We start from the raw sequence: 23,576 nt of genomic DNA on the forward strand, positions 1-23,576 counted from the left end.
CGCCCGCGTTCGACGAATAAGCAGATTAACCATCCGCCCGGTCAACGCTGGTGCCGGGGAGCGGGTTACGCAACCGGAACACGACGTACCGGTTCGGCCGCAAGCGGGGGCGCGGGGCGGCCGTCAGGAGGCGACGTCCACACGATCACCGGAAGACGGCGCTACACGCCGACCCGCCCGCCCGTCACCCGACCACCACCCCCGGAAGACGGCGCTACGCGCCGACCCATTCTTCGGTGCCGTCCGAGAAGGTCTGGTGCTTCCAGATGGGGACCTCGTGCTTGAGGTCGTCGATGAGCTTGCGGCAGGCCGCGAACGCCTCGGCCCGGTGGGGGCAGGAGACCGCGACGACCACGGCCAGCTCGCCGATGGCCAGCTCGCCCACCCGGTGGACGGCGGCCAGCGCGCGGACCGGGTAGTCGGCGACGACCTTCTCGGCGACCCGGCGCAGCTCCTCCTCGGCGGACGGGTGCGCGGAGTAGCCCAGGCCGTCGACGTCGGAGCCGCCGTCGTGCGAGCGGACGGTGCCGACGAAGAGCGCCGTACCGCCCGCCGCCCGGTCCCCGACGGCCGCGAAGACCTCGTCCACGGACAGCGCGGTGTCGCGGATCGCCAGCAGGCGGATGGGGTCCTCGGCGCCCTGCTCGCCAGGGTGGTCGCGGCCGGTGGACGGACGGGAATGCGTGCCAGACATGGTCCCATCGTGCCGTACCGGGAGGGCCGCGGGGAATGGCCGTTTCCACCGGGCGTCCGCGGCCCCGTATGGAGGCTCGTACAGTCCTCCGGGCCGGGCGGGGCGCTCAGAGGCGGCGGCGGGCCTTGCGGGCGCGGCGGACCAGGGCCGCGGTGCCCAGCAGGGCGACCGTCGCGCCGGCGGCGCCCGCGGCGGTGGCGTCCTTGCGGCCGAGCCGGCGGCCGGCGACGGTGTGCCGTCCGGCGACCTCCTCCAGCAGCTCGGCGAGCACCTCCTCGTTCGTCCACCGGGGCCGCCAGCCCGCGTCGTGCAGCCGGCTGCCGCTGACCACCCAGGGGTGCATGGTGTACGCGAGGTCCCCGGCGGGCGAGGGGGTCAGGCCGATCCGGTGGAGGCGGGCGGCGGCGCCCAGCGCCACCGAGGACGGCAGCTCCATGCGCCGGATACCGGACAGCTCCTCGACCTCCTCCTGCTCCAGCCAGCCGTCGCAGCCCACCGCCAGCTCCCCGTCGACCTTCTCCAGGGCGGCGTACTCCAGGGCGCTGACCAGGTCCTCCACGTGGCAGAACTGCCAGGCCGGGCGGGACCCGGCGACGACCAGGAGGCGCGGCGACTCGAAGTAGCGGGTCAGCGCGGTGTCGGTACCGCCCACCAGGACGGCCGGGCGCAGCACGGTGACGTTCAGGCCGGGGTGGGCGCGCGGGGCGCGGCGGGCCAGGTGCTCGATCTCCAGCAGGTCGCCGACGCCGGTGGCGTCCGCGGTGGCGCGCAGCTCGGCGTCCTCGGCCAGCGGAACATCGTTGTCGGGCAGTGCCCCGTAGACCATCGCGGAGGTGCACAGCACCACCCGGTGGACGCCGGCGGCCGCCGCGGCGGTCAGCACGGTCTGGGTGCCGCGGACGTTGTACGCGGTGCGGGCGGCGGCGTCGGTCTCCAGGTCGAGGTCGAGCGCGAGATGGACGACGACGTCCGTTCCGCGCAGTTTGTCGGCGATGGCGGGGTCGCGGACGTCCAGGACGTGCCACCGGGCCTCGGCGACGTCACCGGGCCGCTCGTCGATGGCCACCACCTCCTTGACCTCGTCGGACGCGGCCAGGGCACGGGTGAGCAGCGCGCCGACCCCGGAGGCGGCTCCGGTGACGGCGACGACGGGGCGGCGCAGCGGCCGGCCGGCGCCGCTCACGGCGTGGTCGGCCTTCTCGGCGGTGGCGGCAGCGTTTCGCGCTGCGCGAACGGTCGGATCTGGGGAACTCACCGGGCGTCTCCAGCGGTTGTCTTCAGTGCGGGCCCGTCGTACGGGCCCGCACCAGGTGGCGTCCATCCTGCCGCAGCCACCGCGACAGCGAAGCACCGAGCCCCAGGGCGGCGCGAGTGTCTACGCTGGAGGTGATGTCGGGCAGCCGCCGTCGGCGTAGGGCCGGCGGCCCTACGAGCCGAGGAAACCCGTGAGTGACACCCCATTCGGATTCGGCCTTCCGCCGGAGGAGCCGGAGGACGGCGACAACGGCAAGCAGAAGGGCGGCCAGGGAGGTAGCCAGGGCCCCGCGAACCCCTTCGGGTTCGGTGGCGGGAGCGGCGGCGCGGACAATCCGTTCGCGGCGCTCTTCGGCGGCATGGGGGGACCCGGCGGCCAGATGAACCCCGGCGACCTCGGCGCCGCCTTCCAGCGCCTGGGCCAGATGCTCTCCTACGAGGGCGGGCCGGTGAACTGGGACATGGCCAAGGACATCGCGCGGCAGACCGTCGCGCAGGGCGCCGAGGACGGCAGCAAGGACGCCAGCGTCTCCCCCGGTGAGCGCTCGGCGGTCCAGGACGCCGTCCGGCTCGCCGACCTGTGGCTGGACGGGGTGACGTCGCTCCCGTCGGGCGCCGGCTCGGTGGTGGCCTGGAGCCGCGCCGAGTGGGTCGAGGAGACCCTGCCGGTGTGGAAGGACCTGGTCGACCCGCTCGCCGAGCGGGTCGGCTCCGCGATGGGCGACGTGCTGCCCCAGGAGATGCAGGCCATGGCCGGCCCGCTGCTCGGCATGATGCGCTCCATGGGCGGCGCGATGTTCGGCACCCAGATCGGGCAGGCACTGGGCGTGCTGGCCTCCGAGGTCGTGGGGTCCACGGACATCGGTCTGCCGCTGGGCCCGGCCGGCAAGGCCGCGCTGCTGCCGGCCAACGTCGCGGCGTTCGGCGCCGGCCTCGGCGTCCCGGAGGAGGAGGTGCGGCTCTACCTCGCCCTGCGCGAGGCCGCCCACCAGCGCCTCTTCGCGCACGTGCCGTGGCTGCGCTCGCACCTGTTCGGCGCCGTCGAGGGCTACGCCCGCGGCATCAAGGTCGACACCACCAAGCTGGAGGACATGGTCGGCCAGCTCGACCCGCAGCACCCCGAGGAGCTCCAGAACGCCCTCCAGCAGGGCATGTTCCAGCCCGAGGACACCCCGGAGCAGAAGGCCGCGCTGGCCCGTCTGGAGACCGCGCTGGCGCTCGTCGAGGGCTGGGTGGACGCGGTGGTGCACGCCGCCGCCAAGCCGCACCTGCCGTCCGCGGACAAGCTCCGGGAGACGCTGCGGCGGCGCCGGGCCACCGGCGGCCCGGCCGAGCAGACCTTCGCCACGCTGATCGGCCTCCAGCTGCGGCCGCGCCGGCTGCGGGACGCCTCCCGGCTATGGGCGTCGCTCACCGACGCCCGGGGCCTGGACGGCCGCGACGGCCTGTGGGAGCACCCCGACATGCTGCCGACGGCGGCCGACCTGGACGACCCGGACGGCTTCGTCCACCACGAGCACGCCGACTTCTCCGAACTCGACAAGATGCTGGGCGAGGCGGCCGGCGGCGGTGCGCCGGACCTGACCAAGCACGACGGCGGCACCCCCGGCCCGGAGGCCGCGGACGGCCGGGACGACGACGAGCCGCGCGGCCCCGAGGACGAGGGCAGGGGAGACGGCACCAAGTGAGCCTTCGGGAGGATGCGGCGCGGGTGCTCAAGGAGTGGCCCGCGCCGTCGGCGGAGCAGGAGCAGCTGCGGCTGGCCTATCTGGACCACCTCGCCGCCCACCGGGACGGCATGTGGAAGCCGTGCAAGGCCGGGCACCTCACGGCCAGTGCGCTGGTGATCGACCCCGCGGGCGGCCGGGTGCTGCTCACCCTGCACCGCAAGCTGGAGATGTGGCTCCAGATGGGCGGCCACTGCGAGCCCGGGGACGCCACCCTCGCGGACGCGGCGCTGCGCGAGGCCCGGGAGGAGTCCGGGATCGCGCACGGCCTGACGCTGGTGGGCGGCGCGCCGGTGCGGCTGGACCGCCACCGCACGCCCTGCGCGGTCCACCTGGACGTCCAGTACGCCGCGCTGGCGCCCGCCGACGCGGTGGCCGCGATCAGCGACGAGTCGCTGGACCTGCGGTGGTTCGGCTACGACGAGGTGCCCGCGGTCGCCGATGCGTCGGTGGTCCGCCTGGTGGCGGACACCCGGGCCCTCCTGGCCGCGACGGCCTGACGCCCGGTCACGTACGGTCCCACGGCGCCCGCCCCCTGCTCGGGGGCGGGCGCCGGCGCATGTGCGGGACGGGCCGCGGGGCGGCGGCCGCCGGTCTTGGTACCGCTCAGCGGCCGTGCCGCGGGTCGCCGCCCTGCGGATCCCCGGGAGCGGGGGGCGCCGCACCGGGGGCGCCCGGGTCCGCACCGTAACCAGGCCACGGGCCCGGAGCACCGTCCTGCGGGGCGGGCGCGCCCGGCCCCGGGTACGGGTCGTGCGGGGCCGGCCGGCCCGGGTCGGCGTACGCGCCGGGCGGCGGCGGGAGCGGCACCGGCTGCCCCTGCGGCACGCCGTACCCGGCGGGCGGCGGGGGCTGCTGCCCGTACGGCGGCAGCGGCGGGGGCTGCTGGCCGTACGGGAGCGGCGGGGGCTGCCGGCCCTGCGGCGGGAGCGGGGGCGGCTGCTGCCCGTACGGCGGCAACGGAGGCGGCTGGTGGCCGCCGGGCGCCTGGCCGTACGGGGGCGGGGGCGGCGGCCCGTGCACCGCGCCCGGGGGCGGGGGCGGCGGCGGGGGCGGGCCCTGGACGGCCGGGGGCGGGACCGTCCCGCCGGGCGGGACCAGCGGTGCCACCACCGTCGGGGCGCTGTGCAGCTGCGCGGCGGACGGCTGCGGCAGCACAGGCGGCTGCGGGTGGTACGCCGCCGGTGCGCGCGGGTCGGGCGCGGTCGGCGCCGGCGGGGCCGGGGCGGGCGCGGGCACCGGGGGCGGCACGGCGGACGGGACGGGCCCGGGAGCCGGCGGCGGCAGGGTGAAGTCGTCGCCGCCGGGTACGCCCTGCGCGGTAACCGGGGGCGCGGGCGGCGGCGAGGCGGGGGCCGCGGTGCCGGGGGCCGCGGTGTCCGGGAGCGCGGGCGCCTCGGCGGCCCCGCCGTCCGCGTCCTCCGCCAGGACCTCGCCGCCGAAGGCCGTCAGCAGCGCCTCCAGGCCGCCGTCGAAGCCCTGGCCCACCGCGGCGAACCGCCAGACGTCCTTGAGGTAGAGGTCGCCCAGCATCACCGCGCGCTCGGTGCTGAACTCCTCGCCGCTGAACGGGTACCGGGCGACCTCCTGGCCGCCGGCCACGATGCGCAGGCAGCCGGGGCCGATCCGGTCCATCCGCCCCTCGCCGTCGAGGGCCGCGGTGAACGTCAGCTTCCGGATGTGCGGCGGGATGCGGTCGAGCGCGACGCGGAAGGACTCGGTGTCGCCGTCCTGCGGCCCGAGCAGCCGGATCGCTTCCTCGGGCGTCGCGGGCTGGTTGTAGAAGACGAAGTAGCGGTCGTCGGTGAGCCGCTCGCCGGCGTCCAGGCCGAAGCAGCTGACGTCGATGACCAGTCCGGGACCGGCGATCCGCACCCCGACGTACAGGTCCCGCTCCGCCGTCAGATCGGCAAGCCTGGCCTTGTGGCCGCGCTGGAATTCCCTGGCCGTGGGCAACGCCCCTCCCCGCCTCGCGCTCAAGTCCCCGTCCCCGCCAGGCTAACCGCTGGCGCCGGCCGCGGGCGGGGCCGGGGCGCGCCGGGGAACGGCCGGCGCCGGGGCCGGGTCCGGTGCCGGGGTCCGGTCAGCGGCGGCGGGCGGCGGGCAGGTGCGGCAGCCGGTCGGCGGCGACCACGCCCTCCAGATAGCCGCGGGCCCGTTCGGTGCGCGGATACGACTCCAGGAGCTGCCAGAACTCCGGGCCGTGGCCCGGGACGAGCAGGTGCGCCAGCTCGTGCAGCAGGACGTAGTCGATGACGTACTCGGGCATGCCCTGGAGGCGGTGCGAGAGGCGGATGCTGCCCTCGGCCGGGGTGCACGAGCCCCAGCGGGTGTTCTGGTTGGTGACCCAGCGGACCGTCTCGGGCCGGGCCCGGCCGTCGAGGTACTGGCCGGAGAGCCGCTCGGCGCGTTCGGCGAGCTCGCCGTCGCCCAGTATCCGCTTGCTCTCCTGCGCGGCGAGCTTGTCCAGCATGACCGACACCCAGCGCCGCTCCTCGGCCTGCGACATCCGGGCCGGGATCAGGACGATGGTGCGGTCGCCCTCGCGGTACGCGGAGACCGTCCGGCGGCGCCGGGCGCTGCGCCGCACCTCCACCGGGCGGGACGGCGGGCTCGGCTCGGCCCCTCGCGGGCGGTCGCTGGCGCGGCGCAGGGGCGTCTCCCCGGGGCCGCGCGGGGAAGGGTCGGCGGGCACGCGCCCGACGTTACCCGCTGGCACGGCGGGAAGTCCCGCTCCCACGGACGGTTCGCCACCTGAACGCCCCCGGCGTGCACGGCTTGTACGACGAATGCCCGCCGCCTGTGGATAACTCCCGCGCCGGTCGCGCGTCCGGCGCATGCTGGAGGCCGGACGAGACGGACGGGGGGCGGATGACATGCATCCGATGCTCAAGCCCGCGCTGCGGCGCGGCTGGCGGGACCGGGAGACGGTGCGGTTCGGGGTGGCCCCGGCGCATGCCCGGGTGGTCGGCCCGGTCGACCTCGCGACCGCGTATTTCATCGAGCTGATCGACGGCACCCGCTCGGTGCCGCAGCTGGTCGAGGCGGCCGCGGGACTGGACGTGGCCCCGGAGCGGGCCCGCGGGGTGGTGGAGCGGCTCGGCGCGGCGGGGCTGCTGGAGGCCCCGGCGGCGGAGGGGCCCGTGGACGAGGCCGTGCGGGCGGACGGCCCGGCCGTCGAGCGGCTGCGGGCGGATCTGGCCTCGCTGTCGGTGCGGCAGCAGGGGCGGACGGCCGGGCCGCTCGCCCGGATCGGGGCGCGCCGGTCGGTGCGGGTGAAGGTGAAGGGGGCGGGCCGGGTCGGTGCCCAGGTCGCGGCGCTGCTGGCGGCCTCCGGGGCCGGCCGGGTGGACGTGGTGGACGGCGGCGCGGTCGAGCCGTGGGACGTGGTGCCCGGCGGGCCGGCGCCCGGGCAGATCGGCGAGCGGCGCGGCGACGCGGCCCGCCGCCTGGTCCGGGAATCCTCCCCGTGGAGCCGGCCGCCCCGCCCCGGTGGCCCGGTCACCGAGTCCGGCGAACCCGGCATCTCCCTGGTGGTGGTCGCCCCGCGCGACGGCCTGGGCGCCTACGCCCCCGATCCGGTGCTGGCCGAGCCGCTGCTCAGCGCCGGCATCCCGCATCTGTACGCGGGGGTGCTGGAGGGCACGGGCGTGGTGGGCCCGCTGGTGGTGCCCGGCGTCACCGCCTGCGCCGGCTGCGACGAGCTCCGGCGCACGGACGCGGAGCCGGCCTGGCCGCAGCTGCTGGCGCAGTGGCGTTCGGGGCGCGGGTCGCCGGCGGTGCCGGCCTGCGACGCCGGGCTGGCGACGGCGGTCGCGGGGCTGGCCGCCGTCCAGGCGCTGGCGTTCCTCGACGGGGAGCCGCCGCCGTGCGCGGGGGCGCGGATGGAGCTTCCGCTGCCGTGTGCGAGCGTGCGGACGGTGCGGATCGCCCCGCATCCGGAGTGCGGCTGCGGGGCCGCCGCCGTACGGGGTGTGCCCAACGCCTCGGTTCCCCGGCCGCGACACGCAACAATGACGGGGTAACCCCGGTAGGGGACGGTGTGAGTTGGAGGGGCGCATGTCTGATCTTCCCCGCAAGGCGGTCACCCGTACCGCCAAGCTGGCCGCGCTGCCACTGGGGTTCGCCGGCCGTGCCACCTGGGGCCTGGGCAAACGGCTCGGCGGCCGGTCCGCCGAGATCGTCGGCCGGGAGCTCCAACAGCGCACCGCGGAACAGCTCTTCAAGGTGCTCGGTGAACTGAAGGGCGGTGCGATGAAGTTCGGGCAGGCGCTGTCGGTCTTCGAGTCGGCGCTGCCCGAGGAGATCGCCGGCCCCTACCGCGCGGCGCTGACGAAGCTTCAGGAGGCGGCGCCGCCGATGCCGACGAGCACGGTGCACTCCGTGCTGGCCGAGCGGCTGGGCGCGGACTGGCGGGAGCTGTTCGAGGAGTTCGAGGACAAGCCCGCCGCCGCGGCGTCGATCGGGCAGGTGCACCGGGCCGTGTGGCACGACGGCCGCGAGGTGGCCGTCAAGGTGCAGTATCCGGGGGCCGGCCGGGCGCTGCTGTCGGATCTGGCGCAGCTGAGCCGGTTCGCGCGGCTGCTCGGGCCGCTGATCCCGGGCATGGACCTCAAGCCGCTCATCGCCGAGCTGCGCGACCGGGTCGCGGAGGAGCTGGACTACGCCCTGGAGGCCGAGGCCCAGCGGGCGCACGCCGCGGAGTTCGCCGGCGATCCGGACGTGGTGGTGCCGGCCGTGGTGCACCAGGGCGAGCAGGTGCTGGTGACGGAGTGGCTGGCGGGGGTGCCGCTGTCCGAGGTGATCGCGGACGGCACCGAGGAGCAGCGGGACCGGGCCGGGCAGCTGCTGGCCCGCTTCCTCTTCTCCGGCCCGGCGCGGACGGGCCTGCTGCACGCCGACCCGCATCCGGGCAACTTCCGGCTGGTGCCCGGCCCGGACCCGGACGGCCCGGTGTCCGCATGGCGGCTGGGCGTCCTGGACTTCGGCACGGTCGACCGCCTGCCCGACGGGCTGCCGCCGACGATCGGCGCCTCGTTGCGGCTGGCGCTGGACGGCGAGGCCGACGCGGTCTACCGCATGCTGTGCGAGGAGGGCTTCGTCAAGGAGTCGGTGGAGCTGGATCCGGACGCGGTACTGGACTACCTGCTGCCGATCATCGAGCCCGCGCAGGTGGCGGCGTTCCCGTTCGCCCGGGACTGGATGCGCCGGCAGGCGGCCCGGATCGGCGACCCCCGCTCCCCCGCGTACCAGCTGGGCAAGCAGCTCAATCTGCCGCCCGCCTACCTCCTGATACACCGGGTGACGCTGAGCACCATCGGGGTGCTGTGCCAGCTGGGGGCCACGGTCCGGCTGCGCGACGAGCTGGAGGCGTGGATGCCGGGGTTCCTGCCGGACCCGGCGGAGGACACCGGCGGCACCACCGGGGCGGCGGATCCGGACGGGCCGGACGCGGACGGGCCGGACGCGGACCCGGACGGCGCCGCGGGGAGCCCGGCGGCGAGCCCGGCCTGACCCGGGCCGGCCCCGCACCGGCGTCAGGAGCGGGTCGGGGCCGGGAGCCGGGCCGCCGTCACCACCAGGTGGAGTCCAGCCGCCCCTCGATGGCGCGGATGTTGTCCCGGGCGCAGTCGTCGCAGAAGTAGCGGCGCTCGCCGTTCTCCACCGAGCAGGTCCAGGTCGGCGGGGCGCCCTCGGCCACCGCGCCGCAGCGGGCACACACCGTGCCGTCCGAGGCCCGCTCCGCCTGCCGATGCGTCACCTGGTGATGCGTCATCCGGTCCACCGTCCGACGATATCCCCGCGGATGCCGCGAAAGCGCCACGCAACGCAGCACGGGGCCCGTCCGGCGACCGGACGGACCCCGTGGTGGCGGCTCAGAGTGCGGTGCCGGCCGGGCCGGTCACTGCATCACGGCCATGGCCAGCGCGCGGCGGGCACGCAGCGACGCGCGCTCGGCGCGCCGCTGCATCCGCCGCGCGGCGGCGAGCCGGTGGCCCCTGCGTTCGGACTCCGCCTCCTGGAGGCGTTGTTGGACATGGGCCCGGGCCAGGGCTTCTGGCATGAGTTGCATCGCGAGGTTCCTGTTCTGGCGCGACTTCAGGGCGCCGGAGGTGGTCGGGGCGGGGGTCTCGGTGAGAGTCGGGTTCATCGCTGGGTCCTGCTTCTGGGGGTCCCGGGTGAGGGGACGGTCGATCGTTCCTGTGCGCGCGGTGTTCATGCCACGACCGGGTTCTTGCGCGGACGGCCCCGGGGACGCTTCCGCGGGACGACGACGCCCTGGACGAAGAGCTCACCGCCCCACACGCCCCACGGCTCGCGGCGTTCCTTGGCGCCCGCCAGGCAGGCGTCCCGCACCGGGCAGGTCTGGCAGAGGGTCTTGGCGTACTCGACGTCGGCCGGGGACTCCGCGAAGAAGACCTCGGGGTCGTACGTGCGGCAGGGGACGGCGGTGCCGAGGCGGTCGATCTCGTCGTCGAGCTCGGTGAGGGGCAGCAAGGCGTTCTCCTGGGGGTCGGGCGGAGGGATCAGGTCGGTGGCTACGGACGGGGTGTGCGTGGTGAGTTGCACGGTGGTGTGTTCCTCGTCTGTTCCGGCCCGGCTGGTGGCGGGCGGGTTGGGCAAAACAAAAGGACCGCGGATCCCGGTGTGGGTTCCGCGGCCCTGGAAGGTGCCGACCTGATCGCCGATCAGGCTGGATCTCTCCAGGGTTCGAGGCCGCGGTAGGCCCACATGTCATGCTGCTGCTCGTACTGCTTCCGGGATTCGGCACCATTGGCCGCCGCCGCGAAGGCAAAGGCGTTCGCCGCTGCCGTCGCCACCGCTGCCGCGGGTGCCTCGGTCGGTCGCTCGACCCGCTCGCCGGCCGTCAGGACGGCAGGGGCGCCGGGACGCACGACCTCGGTACCGGACAGGCGGCCGGAGCCGGACAGACCGGTGCCCAGGAGCGAGGTGCCGAGAGCGCAGGGGGCGACGACCGAGAGATCGGTCATTTTGTTGGTCTCGATGAAGCTGATCACTGGGCTCGCCTCCTCTCGGCGTCTCGGGGACCGGTACGCAACCGGTCCAGGGTGTTCAAGTACAGCACGGAACCATCGGATCTCGGAAGTTCCGTTGTTTCCGTCGCTTCCGAAGGCTATGGGGATGCGCTCCGCGGGCGCAAACTATTTTTCCGACGAGTTTTCCGCGGCCCCGGCGGCCCCCTCGGCGCCCTCCTCCGGGCCGCGCGCCGGGCCCCCGTCCGCGGCGTCCCCGCCGGGCTCCGCACCGGCGCAGAGCGCCAGCACCTCGGCGCCGAAGCGGTCGAGCTTGCGGCGGACCACACCGGGGATCACGGCCAGCTCCTCGGCGCTCGCCGGGACCGCCTCGGCGATGGCCATCAGGGTCTTGTCGGTGAAGACGCAGTAGGCGGGCTGCCGGGTCCGGGCGGCCTGCTCGGCGCGCCAGTCCCGCAGCCGTTCGTACAGCGCCTCGTCCAGCTCGGAGGGGCAGTCCTCGCAGCGCATCAGCTTCATCTCGCCGGGGTCGGTCAGCGTGCGGCGGCAGACCCGGCAGCGGGCCGGGCTGCGGTGCGCCCGCCGGGGCCGGCCGGGGGCCGCCGCGGACCGGCCGCGCTCCACGCCGCCACCGGGCCCGCCGGCGGGGCGGCGGTGCCCGGCCGGCGCCCTGCCGGAGCCGGGCCGCAGGCCGTCGAGGAAGCGGCTGGCGCCCCGGGAGGGCCGGCCGCCGGGCGAGCGGGCCAGCGACCAGGACAGCGCGAGGTGGCGGCGGGCACGGGTGATGCCGACGTAGAGCAGCCGGCGCTCCTCCTCGATCTGCTCGTCGGTGCGGGCGTGGTGGATCGGCAGCATGCCCTCGGTGAGGCCGACCAGGAAGACCGCGTCCCACTCCAGGCCCTTGGCGGCGTGCAGGGAGGCGAGGGTGACGCCCTCGACGGTGGGGGCGTGCTGCGCGGCGGCGCGCTCGTCCAGCTCGGCGACCAGGTCGGCGAGGGTGGCCGCGGGCCGGGCCCGGGCGAAGTCCTCGGCGAGCCGGACCAGGGCGGCGAGCGACTCCCAGCGGTCGCGGACCGCGCCGGAACCGGCCGGCGGGCGGTCCGTCCAGCCCATGTCGCTGAGCACCGCGCGCACCTCGGACGGCAGGTCCACCGCGCCGGCGAGCAGGGTGTCGTTGGCGCCGAAGCGGGCCGCGCCGCGGAGCTTGACACCGGCCTCGCGCACCTCGGGCCGCTCGAAGAACCGCTCGGCGCCGCGGAGCTGGTAGGGCACCCCGGCGTCGGCGAGGGCCTGCTCGTAGACCTCGGACTGGGCGTTGATGCGGAAGAGGACGGCGATCTGGCCGGCCGGGACACCGGCGTCGATCAGCTCGCGGATCCGGCGGGCGGTGCCCTCGGCCTCGGCGGGCTCGTCGGCGTACTCGGTGAAGACCGGTTCGGGGCCGGGGTCGCGCTGGGAGACCAGCTCCAGGCGGTGCTCGGCGGCCCGGCCGCGGGCCCGCCCGAGCAGGCCGTTGGCGAGGTGGACGACCTGGGGGGTGGAGCGGTAGTCGCGGACCAGCCGGACGACGGTGGCGTGCGGGTGGCGGGCCCGGAAGTCCAGGAGGTGGTCGGGGGTGGCGCCGGTGAAGCTGTAGATGGTCTGGCTGGCGTCGCCGACCACGCACAGGCTGTCGCGCTCGCCCAGCCACAGCTCCAGCAGCCGCTGCTGGAGGGGGCTGACGTCCTGGTACTCGTCGACGACGAAGTGCTGGTACTGGGCGCGGACCTGCTCGGCGATGTCGTGCCGGTCCTGGAGGACGCCGACGGTGAGCAGCAGCACGTCCTCGAAGTCGATGCTGCCGCGCTCCCGCTTGAGCTGCTCGTAGGTGCCGTATATCTGCCCGATCTCGGCGGGGTCGCGGGGCGCCTCGCGGCCGGCCTTGGCGACCGCGGCCGGATAGTCGGCGGGCACCGTCTGGGTGACCTTGGACCACTCGATCTCGGCGGTGACGTCGCGCAGCTCGTTGCGGTCCAGGCGGAGGCGGCAGCGGGCGGCGGCCTCGGCGACCAGCGGGCCCTTGCGGTCCAGCAGCCGGGGCAGCTCGCCGCCGACCGCGCGCGGCCAGAAGAACTGGAGCTGGCGCAGGGCCGCGGAGTGGAACGTGCGGGCCTGCACCCCGGTGGCGCCCAGCTGCCGGAGCCGGCCGCGCATCTCGCCGGCCGCGCGGGCGGTGAAGGTGACCGCGAGCACACTGGCGGGCTGGAGGATGCCCGCCCGGACCCCGTAGGCGATCCGGTGGGTGATGGCGCGGGTCTTGCCCGTCCCGGCGCCGGCCAGCACGCAGACCGGGCCGTGCAGCGCGGTGGCGACCTCGCGCTGCTCGGGGTCGAGCCCGTCGAGCACTCCGTCCGGCCCGCTCGGCGGCGGCGCGTACGGAGCGTCGCCCGGGGCCTGCGGGAAGGGAGTGTCCGTTGCTGCGCTCACCCCGCCATGCTGCCAGGTCCGCGGCGGCACCCGGGAACGCCGTCCACAGCGGCCGGGGCCCGGTCGTACCGGCGGGGCCCTCCCGTGGACGGCGGCGGGGCGGCCGGCGGGGGCGGGAATGGTCCGGGGGCGGTGCGCGTTGTGCTCCTCGGTGCCACGACGCCGCGCAGGCGGGTGGCACATGATCACGATCACCACCGAGCTAAGGAGCACGGGACGCATGGCGGGCACTGTGACGATGTACAGCACGACCTGGTGCGGTTACTGCCGTCGGCTGAAGAGCCAGATGGACCGCGAGGGCATCGCCTACACCGAGATCAACATCGAGCAGGACCCGGAGTCCGCGGCGTTCGTGGAGAAGGCCAACGGCGGCAACCAGACCGTGCCGACCGTGCTCTTCGCCGACGGCACGACGCTGACCAACCCGTCCCTGGCGCAGGTCAAGGAGAAGGTGGCCGCGGCCTGACGGCCGGGCGCACCGCCCGCAGCCGGGTCGCCGGCCGGTCCGTGAGGGAGCCGGCCGGCGGCCCTGTGGCGTCCGCGGCCGGGGCCGCGGCGCGGGTCACGGCTTGGGCAGCGGCTTGCCGTACCACAGCTCGATGAGCCGGGCCGCGATGGAGATGCCGTAGGGCGGCAGCACCTCACCGGAGGCGAACGCGGCGGCCAGGTCGTCGCGGGAGAACCACCGGGCCTCCTCGATCTCCTCGCCGTCCACCTGGATCTCCGAGGAGGTGGCGCGGGCCATGAAGCCCAGCATCAGGCTGGAGGGGAAGGGCCAGGGCTGGCTGGCGACGTACTCGACGTCGCCGACGACCACACCGGCCTCCTCGTAGACCTCGCGGGCCACCGACTGCTCGATGGACTCCCCCGGCTCGACGAAGCCGGCCAGGGTGGAGAAGCGGCCCTCGGGCCAGTGGACCTGGCGGCCGAGCAGGGCGCGGTCCTGCTCGTCGGTGACGAGCATGATCACGGCCGGGTCGGTGCGCGGGTAGTGCTCGGCGCCGCAGGCCGGGCAGCGGCGGATGTGGCCGGCCGCCGCGATGACCGTCCGCTCGCCGCAGCGCGAGCAGAAGCGGTGCATCCGCTGCCAGTTCTCCAGCGCCACGGCGTGCACGAGCAGGCCGGCGTCGCGCGGGGAGAGCAGCAGGCCGGCCTCGCGCAGGCCGGCGGCGCGCGCGGACTGGTCCAGGCGGCCGGGCAGCGCGTCCTTCTGGAGCGCGAAGTAGCTGACCCCGTCCTCGTCGGTGCCGAGGTAGTAGCGGTGGGCCTCGGTCAGCGGCGCCTCGAAGGACGGCGTCATGATCAGTTCGGTGCGGCCGTCGGGGGTGTCGTCGATCAGCGCCTGGCCCCCGGACACGACGAAGACGCGCGTCGTCGGGTGGCTCCAGGCCGCCGCCAGCCACGCCTCGTCCAGACGGTGGTGGGCGGAGCGGTCGATCCCGCTCGGCGCGCTGAAGGTGATCGGCCGTTCGGCCGTGCGGTCGGTCCAGGTGGTCACTGGTGTTTCCAACTCCCCCTATACGTGGGCGGGTGCTGTGGACGGGCGCGGAGCGGTGCGGGCGGGCGGGTCAGGACGGGCGCCAGTTCCCGGCGAGGTCGCCCCAGAGGTGGGCGGCGGTCTCGACGCCCTTCATCAGGAGGTCGAGCTCGACCTTCTCGTTCGGCGCGTGCCAGCCGTCGGAGGGCACCGAGATGCCCAGGAAGAGGACCGGGACGCCGAGGACGTCCTGGAGGTCGGCCGCCGGGCCGGAACCGCCCTCCCGGGTGAAGCGGATCTTCGTGCCGAACGCCCGCCCCATGGCGCGCACCACGGACTGGAGCGCGGGGTGGTCGAGCGGGGTCAGGCACGGGCGGGTGGCGCCCCAGAAGGTGATCTCGTGGCGGATGCCGGCCGGGAGGCGGTCCGCGACCCAGTCCCGGACGGCCTGCTGGACGGCGCCCGCGTCCTGTCCCGCGACCAGCCGGAAGGAGAGCTTCAGCTGGGCGGCGGACGGGACGATGGTCTTGCCGCCGGGGCCCTGATAGCCGCCGGAGATGCCGTTGACCTCGGCGGTCGGACGGGCCCAGATCCGCTCCAGGGTGGTGGTGCCGGCCTCGCCGAGGGTGGCGTGCGAGTGCGCGGTGCGCAGCCAGCGCTCCTCGTCGAAGGGCAGCTCGGCGAAGAGCTCCCGCTCGCGGTCGGTGAGTTCGATCACGCCGTCGTAGAAGCCGGGGATCGCGACCCTGCGGTCGGTGTCGTGGAGGGCGGCGGCGAGCCGGGCGGCCTCGGTGGCGGGGTTGGGCACCGCGCCGCCGAACGAGCCGGAGTGGATGTCCTGGTCCGGGCCGAACAGGTCGATCTGGCAGTCGGTCAGACCGCGCATACCGGTGCAGACGGTGGGGGTGTCCGGGCCCCACATGCCGGTGTCGGAGACGATCACCGCGTCGCACGCCAGGCGGTCGGCGTGCCGCTGGACCAGCGCGGGGAAGTTCGGGGAGCCGGACTCCTCCTCGCCCTCGATGATCAGTTTGAGGTTGACCGCGGGGGCGGTGCGGCCGGTCGCGGCCAGGTGCGCCCGGACGCCGAGGGTGTGGAAGAACACCTGGCCCTTGTCGTCGGCGGCGCCGCGGGCGTAGAGCTTGCCGTCGGCGGTCACCGGCTCGAAGGGGTCGGTGTGCCAGCCGTCCTCGCGGGCGGCGGGCTGGACGTCGTGGTGGCCGTAGACCAGGACGGTCGGGGCGGCCGGGTCCCCGGAGGGCCATTCGGCGAAGACCGCGGGCAGGCCGGCGGTCTCCCAGACCTCGGTGACCGGGAAGCCGGTCTCCGCGAGCTTGGCGGCGAGCCACTCGGCGCTGCGGCGCACATCGGCGGCGCGGGCGGGGTCGGCGGAGACGGACGGGATGCGCAGCCACTCCGCGAGATCGTCGAGGAAGGCGTCGCGGTGGCCGGCGAGGTACGCGCGGACGGCGTTGTCCGGGGTGGTGCTCATGGGCCCGAGCCTATCGGCCTTCCGGGGGATACCGGCCGGGGGTCTCGCCCCGCAGGATCCGCTCCAGCGCCGCCCGGCCCGGCAGGCGCGCGGGTCTGACCACCTCACCGGTGCGGACGAAGAGGAACGCGGCGCCGACCTCGGAGGGCGCCAGGCCGTACCGCTCGGCCCAGGCGAGGCGGTAGACGGCCAGCTGGAGGGGGTCCGCGCCGCCGGCGCCGCCGGGGAGGGGGCGGCCGGTCTTCCAGTCGATGATCTCGAAGCGGTCGCCGTCCGGGCCCGGCTCCTTGTAGACCGCGTCGATCCGGCCGCGGACCACCCGCCCGGCGAGCGTCATCCGGAACGGCACCTCCACCCGGAACGGGGTGCGGGTGGCGTACGGGGTGCGGGCGAACGCCTCCTTCAGGGCGGCCAGGTCCTGGTCGTCGGTGATCTCGCCGTGCTCGCCCGGCTCGGCGCCGGGCAGTTCGTCGGGGCCGAGCAGCGGCAGCGGCAACTCCTCGAAGCGGGACTGGACCCAGGCGTGGAAGCGGGTGCCGCGGCGGGCCGCGGGCTGCGGCGGGCGCGGCATCGGGCGGGCCAGCTCGCGGGCGAAGCCGTCGGGGTCGGCGGCGACGTGCAGCAGCTGGGTGGCGGTGAGCGAGGCGGGCAGCGGGACGTCCCGGACCCGGGCGCGGGAGCTGCGCAGCTCGGCGGCGAGCGCCTCCAGATCACGGTCCCAGGAGGCCACGGTGCGGCGCTCCTCGGGGAGCAGCGCGGTATCGGCGGGGGCGGCGGGGTCCGCCGGGTCGGTGGGGCCCTCGGGGTCGGTGGGGCCGGCCGGGGCGGGCTCGGGGGTGCGCTGGGCGATCAGGCGGGGACGGGCACCGGGCGCGGGTCCGGGTGCCGGCTCGTGCGGGACGTCGTGCGGTACGTCGTCGAAGGGCGCCTGCTCGGGCACGTCAGCGAACGGCGCGTCCTCGAAGGGCGCGTCCTCGAAGGGGGCGTGCGGGGGCTCGCCGTACGCCGCCTCCTCGTAGGGAGACTCGTCGTAAGGGGGCTCGTCCTCAGGGAGCCCGCCGCCAGGGAACCCGGCGTGGGCGGGCTCGGCGTACGGGTCGTCCTCGGGGGCGGCGGGCCAGTCGTCGTCGGCCGGGGGCGGGGGCCACTCCGGGTCGTGGGCGGGGGCGGGCGCCGGGGCGCCGGGGGCCGGGGCGTGGCGGGCGAGGTGGGCGCGGACGGCGGCGGCGGCCGCGCGGCGGCGGGCCAGCGCCGCCTCGTCCAGCGGCAGCGGCCAGGGCTGCTCGGCGGCGGCCGCGGCCAGGGCGGGATTCTCCGCGCCCTCCTCCGGGGCGTCGGCCCAGACCTCGATCTCGCCGTGCCCGGCCTCGCAGTGCTCGCGCAGCGCGGTGAGGAAGGCGGACGGGCCGCGCGGGCGCTTCTGGCTGGGGCCCCACCAGTGGCCGGAGCCCAGCAGCAGCGAGCGGGGGCGGGTGAAGGTGACGTAGCCGAGGCGGAGCTCCTCGGTCTCCTGGTGGTGCTTCATCGCCTCCTTGAAGTCCTTGACGCCGCGGGCGGTCCACTCCGCCACACCGGGCAGGGTGGCGGCGTCGCCCCGGAGGGCGTGCGGCAGGACCTTGGCGCGGGCGAGCCAGGACTCACGGGCCTGCTCGCTGGGGAACTGCTTGGCCACCAGGCCGGGCACCGCGACCACGTCCCACTCCAGGCCCTTGGACTTGTGGGCGGTGAGCACCTTGACGGTGTTCTCGCCGCCGGGGAGGGAGCTGTCCAGGCCCTTCTCGTACTGGACGGCGGTGCGCAGGAAGCCCAGGAAGGCCAGCAGGGTGGCCTCCCCGTCCAGGGCGGCGCCGCCCTCCTTGGCGGCGAATCCGGCGGCGATGTCCAGGAACGTGCCGAGCGTCTCCCGCCGGCGGGCGGCCAGGGCGTGCGGGGACGCGGACAGCTCGACCTCCAGACCGGTGACGGCGAGGATCCGGTGCAGCACGTCCATCAGCGGGTCGGCGAGCGAGCGGCGCAGCTCGCGGAGCTCGGCGGCCAGGCGGGCGAAGCGGACCCGGGCCTCCGGGGAGAACGGCAGGCCGTCGTCGGGGCCGCCGCCGGACTCCAGGAAGGTGTCCAGCGCGTCGGCGAGCGAGACCGTCTCGGCCGGGTCGGTGCCCTCGACGGCCGCCGCGAGCCGCCGCTCGGGGTCGTCGCCGGCCGGTGCGGCGTGGTGGGCCAGGGTGCGGGCGCGGCGGCCCAGCAGCGCCAGGTCGCGGGGGCCGATCCGCCAGCGCGGGCCGATCAGCAGGCGGACCAGGGAGGCGTTGGCCGTCGGGTCCTGGAGGACCTCGCAGACCGCGACCAGGTCGGCGATCTCGGGCAGGTGCAGCAGCCCGGAGAGGCCGACGACCTCCACGGGGACGTCCCGGGCGACCAGTTCGCCCTGGATGGCGGCGAAGTCGGCGGCGGTGCGGCACAGCACCGCGATGCCGCCGGGCGGGGTGCCGGTGCGGACCAGGTGGGCGAGGGAGTCGGCGAGCCAGGCCAGCTCCTCGGCGTGGGTGGGCAGCAGGGCGCAGCGGACCACGCCGTCCCGCTCGGCGCCGGGGGCCGGGCGGAGCGCCTCGACGCCGGCGTGCATGGCGCGCAGCGGCGCGGCGAGGCGGTTGGCGAGGTCCAGGAGGCGGCCGCCGCTGCGGCGGTTCTCGCTGAGCGCGAAGCGGCGGGCCGGAGTGCCGTCGGCGAACGGGAAGTGGGCGGGGAAGTCGTCGAGATTGGCCACCGAGGCGCCGCGCCAGCCGTAGATGGCCTGGCAGGGGTCGCCGACGGCGGTGACGGCGTGCCCGGTGGGCGCCCCGGTGCCGCCGGCGCCGAAGAGGCCGGAGAGCAGCAGCCGCTGGGCGACGGAGGTGTCCTGGTACTCGTCGAGGAGGACGACCCGGAACTCCTCGCGCAGCAGCGCGCCGACCTCGGGGCGGGTGGTGGCCAGGGTGGCGGCCAGGGCGATCTGGTCGCCGAAGTCGAGCAGGTCGCGCCGGCGCTTGGCGGCGCGGTACGCGGCGACGAGGTCGAGCAGCTCCAGCCGGGCGCGGGCGGTCTCGGGGACCTTGCGCAGGTCGGCGTTGCTGAGCTTGGCGCCGTCCAGCGCGGCGAGCAGCGCGGTGTCGTGCTCGGCGAGGTCGGCCGGTGTCACCAGGTGCTCGGCCAGCTCGGCGTCGAGCGCGAGCACGTCCTCGACCAGGGTGGGCAGCGAGGTGGTGAGCGCGGGGTACGGGCCGGGGGCGGCGCGCAGGGTGCGGGCGGCGAGCTGGAAGCGGGTGGCGTCGGCGAGCAGCCGGGCGCTGGGCTCCAGGCCGATGCGCAGGCCGTGGTCCTTCAGCAGCTGCCCGGCGAAGGCGTGGTACGTGGAGATGCGCGGCTCGCCCGGGGGCGGTCCGTCGCCGGCCGGGCCCTCGGGGAGGGCGTCGGGGTCGGTGACGCCGGCGGCCAGCAGGGCCGCCCGGACCCGCTCGGCCAGCTCCCCCGCCGCCTTGTTGGTGAACGTCAGCCCGAGGACCTGCTCGGGGGCGACCTGGCCGGTGCCGACCAGCCACACCACCCGGGCGGCCATCACCGTGGTCTTGCCGGAGCCGGCGCCGGCCACGATGACCTGCGGGGCGGGCGGGGCCGTGATGCACGCCGTCTGCTCCGGGGTGAACGGGATGCCCAGCAGCTCCTTGAGCTGCTCGGGGTCGGTGATGCGGGCTGACACATCGGACACCGTAGCGGCCGCCACTGACAACGCCCGCCCGCACACGGCATCCGCGCAGGTCAGCGCGGTGCACGGGTCGTGGGCGGCTCACTCGACGATCTGGCGGCCCTCCGGCCGGGCGCTGCACGAGGCGTGGAAGGCGCAGTGCCCGCAGTGCGCGCCGGTGGTGGGCGTGAAGCGCTCCTCCAGGACGCGGCCGGCGGCGGTGGCGAGCAGGTCGCCGACCCAGTCGCCGTCCGGGGGCGGCTGGCGCTGGACGGCGGGCAGCGCATCGCCGCCCTCCTTGCGGGGCGCGCCCAGCCGCAGATGGACCAGTTCGGCGCCGCCCGGCTCCGGCCGCTGCCCCCCGAAGGCGTCGTCGAGGGCACCCTCGCGCACCGCGAGCTGGTAGACGGCCAGCTGCGGATGGCGTTCGACCTCGGGACCGGTGGGCTTCTGCTTGCCGGTCTTGAAGTCGACCACGTAGGCGCGGCCCAGGGCGTCCCGGGAGACGTGGTCCATGCTGCCGCGGATGCGGACCTCGTAGGCGCCGGCGCCGAGGGTGACGTCGAAGCCGTGCTCGGTGGCGACGGTGTCCCGGCCGAGGGTCTCGCGCTCCATGACGTGCCAGCGCAGGAAGCGCTCCAGGGCGGCGCGGGCCTGGTCCTTCTCCTGGCGGGACTTCCAGGGGGCGTCGAAGGCGAGCGCGTCCCAGACGGAGTCCAGCCGCGCCATCAGGACGGCCAGGTCGGCGGGGGTGCGGCCGGAGGCGACCTCGTCGGCGAGGACGTGGACGACGTTGCCGAAGCCCTGGGCGGCGGTGGCCGGGGCGTCGGCCTTCACCTCGCGGCCCAGGAACCACTGGAGGGCGCAGGTGTTCGCCAGTTGGTCGAGGGCGCTGCCGGAGAGCGTGACGGGCAGGTCGCGGTCGCGCAGCGGGACCGCGTTGTGGGTGGGGTCGTCGAGGCCCCACCAGCTGTCCGGGTGCGCGGCGGGCACCAGGGGGTGGCCGTCGTCGTCGCGCAGCGCGGCCAGTCTGGCCAGCCGCTGGGCGGCCGCCTCGCGCAGCGCGGGCGCGGCCTCCGGGTCGACGGTGGTGGCGCGCAGCTCGGCGACGAGCGCGGCGACGGTCAGGGGGCGGCGCGGGCGGCCGGTGACGTCCTGCGGGGTGACGCCCAGTTCGGTCAGGAACCGGGACGGCTGGTCGCCGTCCTCGGCCGCGGCCTTGACGGCGGTGACCACCAGGCGCTCCCGGGCCCGGGTCGCGGCCACGTAGAACAGCCGGCGCTCCTCGGCGAGCAGGGCGCCGGGGGTGAGCGGTTCGGCCAGGCCGTCCCGGCCGATCCGGTCGGCCTCCAGGAGCGAGCCGCGGCGGCGCAGGTCGGGCCACAGGCCCTCCTGGACACCGGTGACGACCACCAGCCGCCATTCCAGGCCCTTGGCGCGGTGCGCGGTCATCAGGCGCACCGCGTCGGGGCGGACCGTGCGGCGGGTGAGGGTGTCGGCGGCGATGTCCTGGGCGTCCAGCTCCTCCAGGAAGTTCAGGGCGCCGCGGCCGCCGGTGCGCTCCTCGGCGCGGGCCGCGGTCTCGAAGAGGGCGACGACGGCGTCCAGGTCGCGGTCGGCGTTGCGGCCGGCGGCGCCGCCGCGGCGGGCGGCCCGCTCCAGCCGTCCGGGCCAGGGGGTGCCGTCCCACAGCTCCCACAGCGCCTCCTCGGCGGTGCCGCCGCCGGCGAGGAGTTCGCGGGCCTTGCGCAGCAGCAGGCCGAGCCGCTGGGCGCCGCGGGCGTAGCGGGGGTCGTGGGCGACCAGGCGCTCGGGCTCGGCGAGGGCGCGCGCGATCAGCTCGTCGGAGGGCGCGGGCAGCGCCCGGCCGGCCGCCCGCTCCTCCTCGCGCAGCGCCCGGCCCAGCCGCCGCAGGTCGGCGGCGTCCATCCCGCCGAGCGGGGAGGTCAGCAGGTCGATGGCGGTCTCGGGGTCGAGCGCCGGGGCGGGCGCCGCCGCCTCCGGGGGGCCGGCGTCCGCAGCGGTGTCCGCACCGCCCTGCGACCCGGTGTCCACAGGGGCCTGCGGGCCCCCCTCCGCACCGGCTTCCGGACCGGTCTCCGGCTCCGGACCGGCCTCCGGCTCCGGACCGGACCCTGTGCCGTCCTCCGCGTCCGCTGCCCCGGCGCCCCGGTCGCCGTCCGCCGCCTCCGGGGAGGCCGCGGGCCGCGGCACCCTGGGGGCACCCGGCGCGCCCGCCACCACCCGCAGGGCCGTCAGCAGCGGGGCGACCGCCGGTTCGTGGCGGAGCGGGAGGTCGTCGCCGTCGATGTCGAGGGGGATCCCGGCGGCGGTGAGCGCCCGGCGCACGGCGGGGATGGAGCGCCCCCCGGCGCGCACCAGGACGGCCATCTCGCGCCACGGCACCCCCTCCTCCAGATGGGCGCGGCGCAGCAGGTCCGCGACGTTGTCGAGTTCGGCGCCTGCCGTCGGGTACGTGTAGACCTCGACCCGGCCGCCGTCCCGTACGGGCGCGGGGTCGCGGTGGACGCGGACCGCGTCGGCGGGCAGCCGGGTCAGCGGCATCCGCCGGGTGATCAGGCGGGTGGCCGCCAGCAGGGCGGCGCCGGAGCGGCGGGAGGTGCCCAGGACGGCCACCGGGGCGGGGCCGCCGTCGGCGCGCCGGAAGGTCTCCGGGAAGTCGAGGATGCCGTTGACGTCGGCGCCGCGGAAGGCGTAGATCGCCTGGTCCGGGTCCCCGAAGGCCAGCAGCGTACGGCCCGGCGAACCGGGGGCGGCCGGCGCGCCCCGGTTACCGGCGAGCGCGTGCAGCAGCCGCACCTGGGCGGCGTCGGTGTCCTGGTACTCGTCCACGTAGACCGCGTCGTAGGCGCCGGCCAGCCGGGCGGCGACCTCCGGCCGCTCGGCCAGCAGCACCGCGCGGTGCACCAGCTCGGCGTAGTCCAGCACGCCCTGGGCGTCCAGCACGTCGAGGTATTCGGCGAGGAAGGCGGCGGCGGCCTGCCAGTCGGGGCGGCCGGTGCGGCGGGCGAAGGCGCCCAGCGCGTCCGGACCCAGGCCCAGTTCGCGGCTGCGGGCCAGGACCGCGCGGACCTCGTCGGCGAAGCCGCGGGTGGTCAGGCAGGCGCGCAGCTCGTCCGGCCAGCCCACCCGGGCCAGTCCGGCCCCGGCCAGCTCCGCCTGGCCCTCCAGCAGTTCGCGGACGACGAGGTCCTGCTCGGGGCCGGACAGCAGCCGCAGCGGGTCGGCGAAGAGGTCGGCGTCCTGGTGGGCGCGGACCAGCGCGTAGCAGAAGGAGTGGAAGGTGGTGGCCTGGGGGACGCCGGGGCGGCGCCCGGTGGCCGGCTCGTCCGGGTCGGCCAGGCGCGCGGCGAGCCGGTCGCGGAGGGCGACCGCGGCCTTCCGGCTGAAGGTGAGGACGAGGATCCGCTCCGGGTCGGCGCCGTCCCGGACGCGGCGCACCACGGACTCCACCAGCGTCGTGGTCTTGCCCGTACCGGGTCCGGCGAGCACCAGCAGCGGGCCCCCGCGGTGCGCCACCACGGCGCGCTGGGCGTCGTCCAGGACCGGCGGCCGGGTCCGCTCCGGCGGGGTGCGCACCAGCCGGTACGCGCCGGGGGCGGCCCGTCGCGCCGCCTCGCGGGACTGCGCGGCCGGGCCGGCCGGGAAGGAGGAACTCACGTGGATCGCCGGTCCTGGGGAGGAGGTGCTGGTCGGATGCGGTGCCGCCGGGCGGCGCGGCCGTCCGGGGCA

17 protein-coding genes and 1 pseudogene are annotated in these 23,576 nt (G+C 76.4%); 5 read left to right on the forward strand and 13 right to left on the reverse strand.

What is annotated here, in order from left to right:
- Window positions 1-214: 214 nt before the first annotated feature.
- A complete protein-coding gene (locus tag MUU72_RS13320) occupies window positions 215-694 on the reverse strand; it encodes a molybdenum cofactor biosynthesis protein MoaE (RefSeq protein ID WP_248013414.1) in 480 nt (159 codons plus the stop codon).
- A 106-nt stretch (window positions 695-800) separates the two neighbouring features.
- Window positions 801-1,949, reverse strand: coding sequence for an SDR family oxidoreductase (locus MUU72_RS13325; RefSeq protein ID WP_248013415.1), 1,149 nt, complete (start codon window positions 1,947-1,949; stop codon window positions 801-803).
- A gap of 190 nt (window positions 1,950-2,139) precedes the next feature.
- Here MUU72_RS13325 and MUU72_RS13330 point away from each other — a divergent pair, with 190 nt between their 5' ends.
- Both MUU72_RS13330 and MUU72_RS13335 read left to right on the forward strand, forming a co-directional pair.
- Window positions 2,140-3,636, forward strand: coding sequence for a zinc-dependent metalloprotease (locus MUU72_RS13330; RefSeq protein WP_248013416.1), 1,497 nt, complete (start codon window positions 2,140-2,142; stop codon window positions 3,634-3,636).
- Complete coding sequence (locus tag MUU72_RS13335) at window positions 3,633-4,175, forward strand: NUDIX hydrolase (protein WP_248013417.1); 543 nt, start codon at window positions 3,633-3,635, stop codon at window positions 4,173-4,175. Before MUU72_RS13330 ends, MUU72_RS13335 begins: the two co-directional genes overlap by 4 nt.
- A gap of 307 nt (window positions 4,176-4,482) precedes the next feature.
- Here the strand turns inward: MUU72_RS13335 and MUU72_RS35285 are convergent.
- Together MUU72_RS35285 and MUU72_RS13345 are read right to left on the reverse strand one after the other, a co-directional pair.
- Window positions 4,483-5,631: pseudogene (locus MUU72_RS35285) on the reverse strand (TerD family protein); the annotation flags it as partial.
- A gap of 127 nt (window positions 5,632-5,758) precedes the next feature.
- The gene (locus MUU72_RS13345; protein WP_248013418.1) at window positions 5,759-6,370 is read right to left on the reverse strand and encodes a M48 metallopeptidase family protein; all 612 of its coding nucleotides are present in this window, start codon (window positions 6,368-6,370) and stop codon (window positions 5,759-5,761) included.
- Window positions 6,371-6,560: 190 nt separating this feature from the next.
- Here MUU72_RS13345 and MUU72_RS13350 point away from each other — a divergent pair, with 190 nt between their 5' ends.
- On the forward strand, window positions 6,561-7,700 hold the full coding sequence (locus MUU72_RS13350; protein ID WP_248013483.1) for a ThiF family adenylyltransferase: 1,140 nt from the start codon (window positions 6,561-6,563) through the stop codon (window positions 7,698-7,700).
- Between the two features lie 34 nt (window positions 7,701-7,734).
- On the forward strand, window positions 7,735-9,189 hold the full coding sequence (locus tag MUU72_RS13355; RefSeq protein ID WP_248013419.1) for an ABC1 kinase family protein: 1,455 nt from the start codon (window positions 7,735-7,737) through the stop codon (window positions 9,187-9,189).
- Window positions 9,190-9,247: 58 nt separating this feature from the next.
- Here MUU72_RS13355 and MUU72_RS13360 read toward each other — a convergent pair whose 3' ends face one another.
- From MUU72_RS13360 to MUU72_RS13380, 5 genes are all read right to left on the reverse strand, one after another.
- Window positions 9,248-9,451: a hypothetical protein gene (locus MUU72_RS13360; RefSeq protein ID WP_248013420.1), complete on the reverse strand. Its 204-nt coding sequence runs from the start codon at window positions 9,449-9,451 to the stop codon at window positions 9,248-9,250.
- 126 nt (window positions 9,452-9,577) lie between these two features.
- Complete coding sequence (locus tag MUU72_RS13365) at window positions 9,578-9,895, reverse strand: putative WhiB-interacting protein (RefSeq protein WP_248013421.1); 318 nt, start codon at window positions 9,893-9,895, stop codon at window positions 9,578-9,580.
- Window positions 9,892-10,245 (reverse strand): WhiB family transcriptional regulator, encoded by a 354-nt coding sequence (locus MUU72_RS13370; RefSeq protein WP_248013422.1) that lies wholly within the window; start codon window positions 10,243-10,245, stop codon window positions 9,892-9,894. Before MUU72_RS13370 ends, MUU72_RS13365 begins: the two co-directional genes overlap by 4 nt.
- A gap of 119 nt (window positions 10,246-10,364) precedes the next feature.
- Window positions 10,365-10,694 carry a hypothetical protein gene (locus tag MUU72_RS13375; protein ID WP_248013423.1) on the reverse strand — a complete coding sequence of 110 codons (330 nt, stop codon included), beginning with the start codon at window positions 10,692-10,694 and terminating at the stop codon, window positions 10,365-10,367.
- Window positions 10,695-10,838: 144 nt separating this feature from the next.
- Window positions 10,839-13,136 (reverse strand): ATP-dependent DNA helicase UvrD2, encoded by a 2,298-nt coding sequence (locus MUU72_RS13380; protein ID WP_308403811.1) that lies wholly within the window; start codon window positions 13,134-13,136, stop codon window positions 10,839-10,841.
- 220 nt (window positions 13,137-13,356) lie between these two features.
- Between MUU72_RS13380 and MUU72_RS13385 the strand changes: the two genes are divergently transcribed.
- Window positions 13,357-13,602, forward strand: a complete 246-nt coding sequence (locus MUU72_RS13385; RefSeq protein WP_018536228.1) for a mycoredoxin — start codon at window positions 13,357-13,359, stop codon at window positions 13,600-13,602.
- Between the two features lie 96 nt (window positions 13,603-13,698).
- Here the strand turns inward: MUU72_RS13385 and nudC are convergent, their stop codons facing one another.
- The 4 genes from nudC to MUU72_RS13405 form a co-directional block, all read right to left on the reverse strand.
- Entirely contained in the window at window positions 13,699-14,634 is a 936-nt protein-coding gene (gene nudC / locus MUU72_RS13390; protein ID WP_248013424.1) for an NAD(+) diphosphatase, read from the reverse strand.
- Between the two features lie 70 nt (window positions 14,635-14,704).
- Window positions 14,705-16,105, reverse strand: coding sequence for a dipeptidase (locus MUU72_RS13395; RefSeq protein ID WP_248013425.1), 1,401 nt, complete (start codon window positions 16,103-16,105; stop codon window positions 14,705-14,707).
- Between the two features lie 10 nt (window positions 16,106-16,115).
- Window positions 16,116-19,838, reverse strand: coding sequence for an ATP-dependent helicase (locus MUU72_RS13400; RefSeq protein ID WP_248013426.1), 3,723 nt, complete (start codon window positions 19,836-19,838; stop codon window positions 16,116-16,118).
- 87 nt (window positions 19,839-19,925) lie between these two features.
- The gene (locus MUU72_RS13405) at window positions 19,926-23,504 is read right to left on the reverse strand and encodes an ATP-dependent helicase (RefSeq protein WP_372503095.1); all 3,579 of its coding nucleotides are present in this window, start codon (window positions 23,502-23,504) and stop codon (window positions 19,926-19,928) included.
- Between the last annotated feature and the right edge of the window lie 72 nt (window positions 23,505-23,576).

Origin of the sequence: Streptomyces rhizoryzae (assembly GCF_023155275.1) — a bacterium.
Taxonomy (GTDB): Bacteria; Actinomycetota; Actinomycetes; order Streptomycetales; family Streptomycetaceae; genus Streptomyces; species Streptomyces rhizoryzae.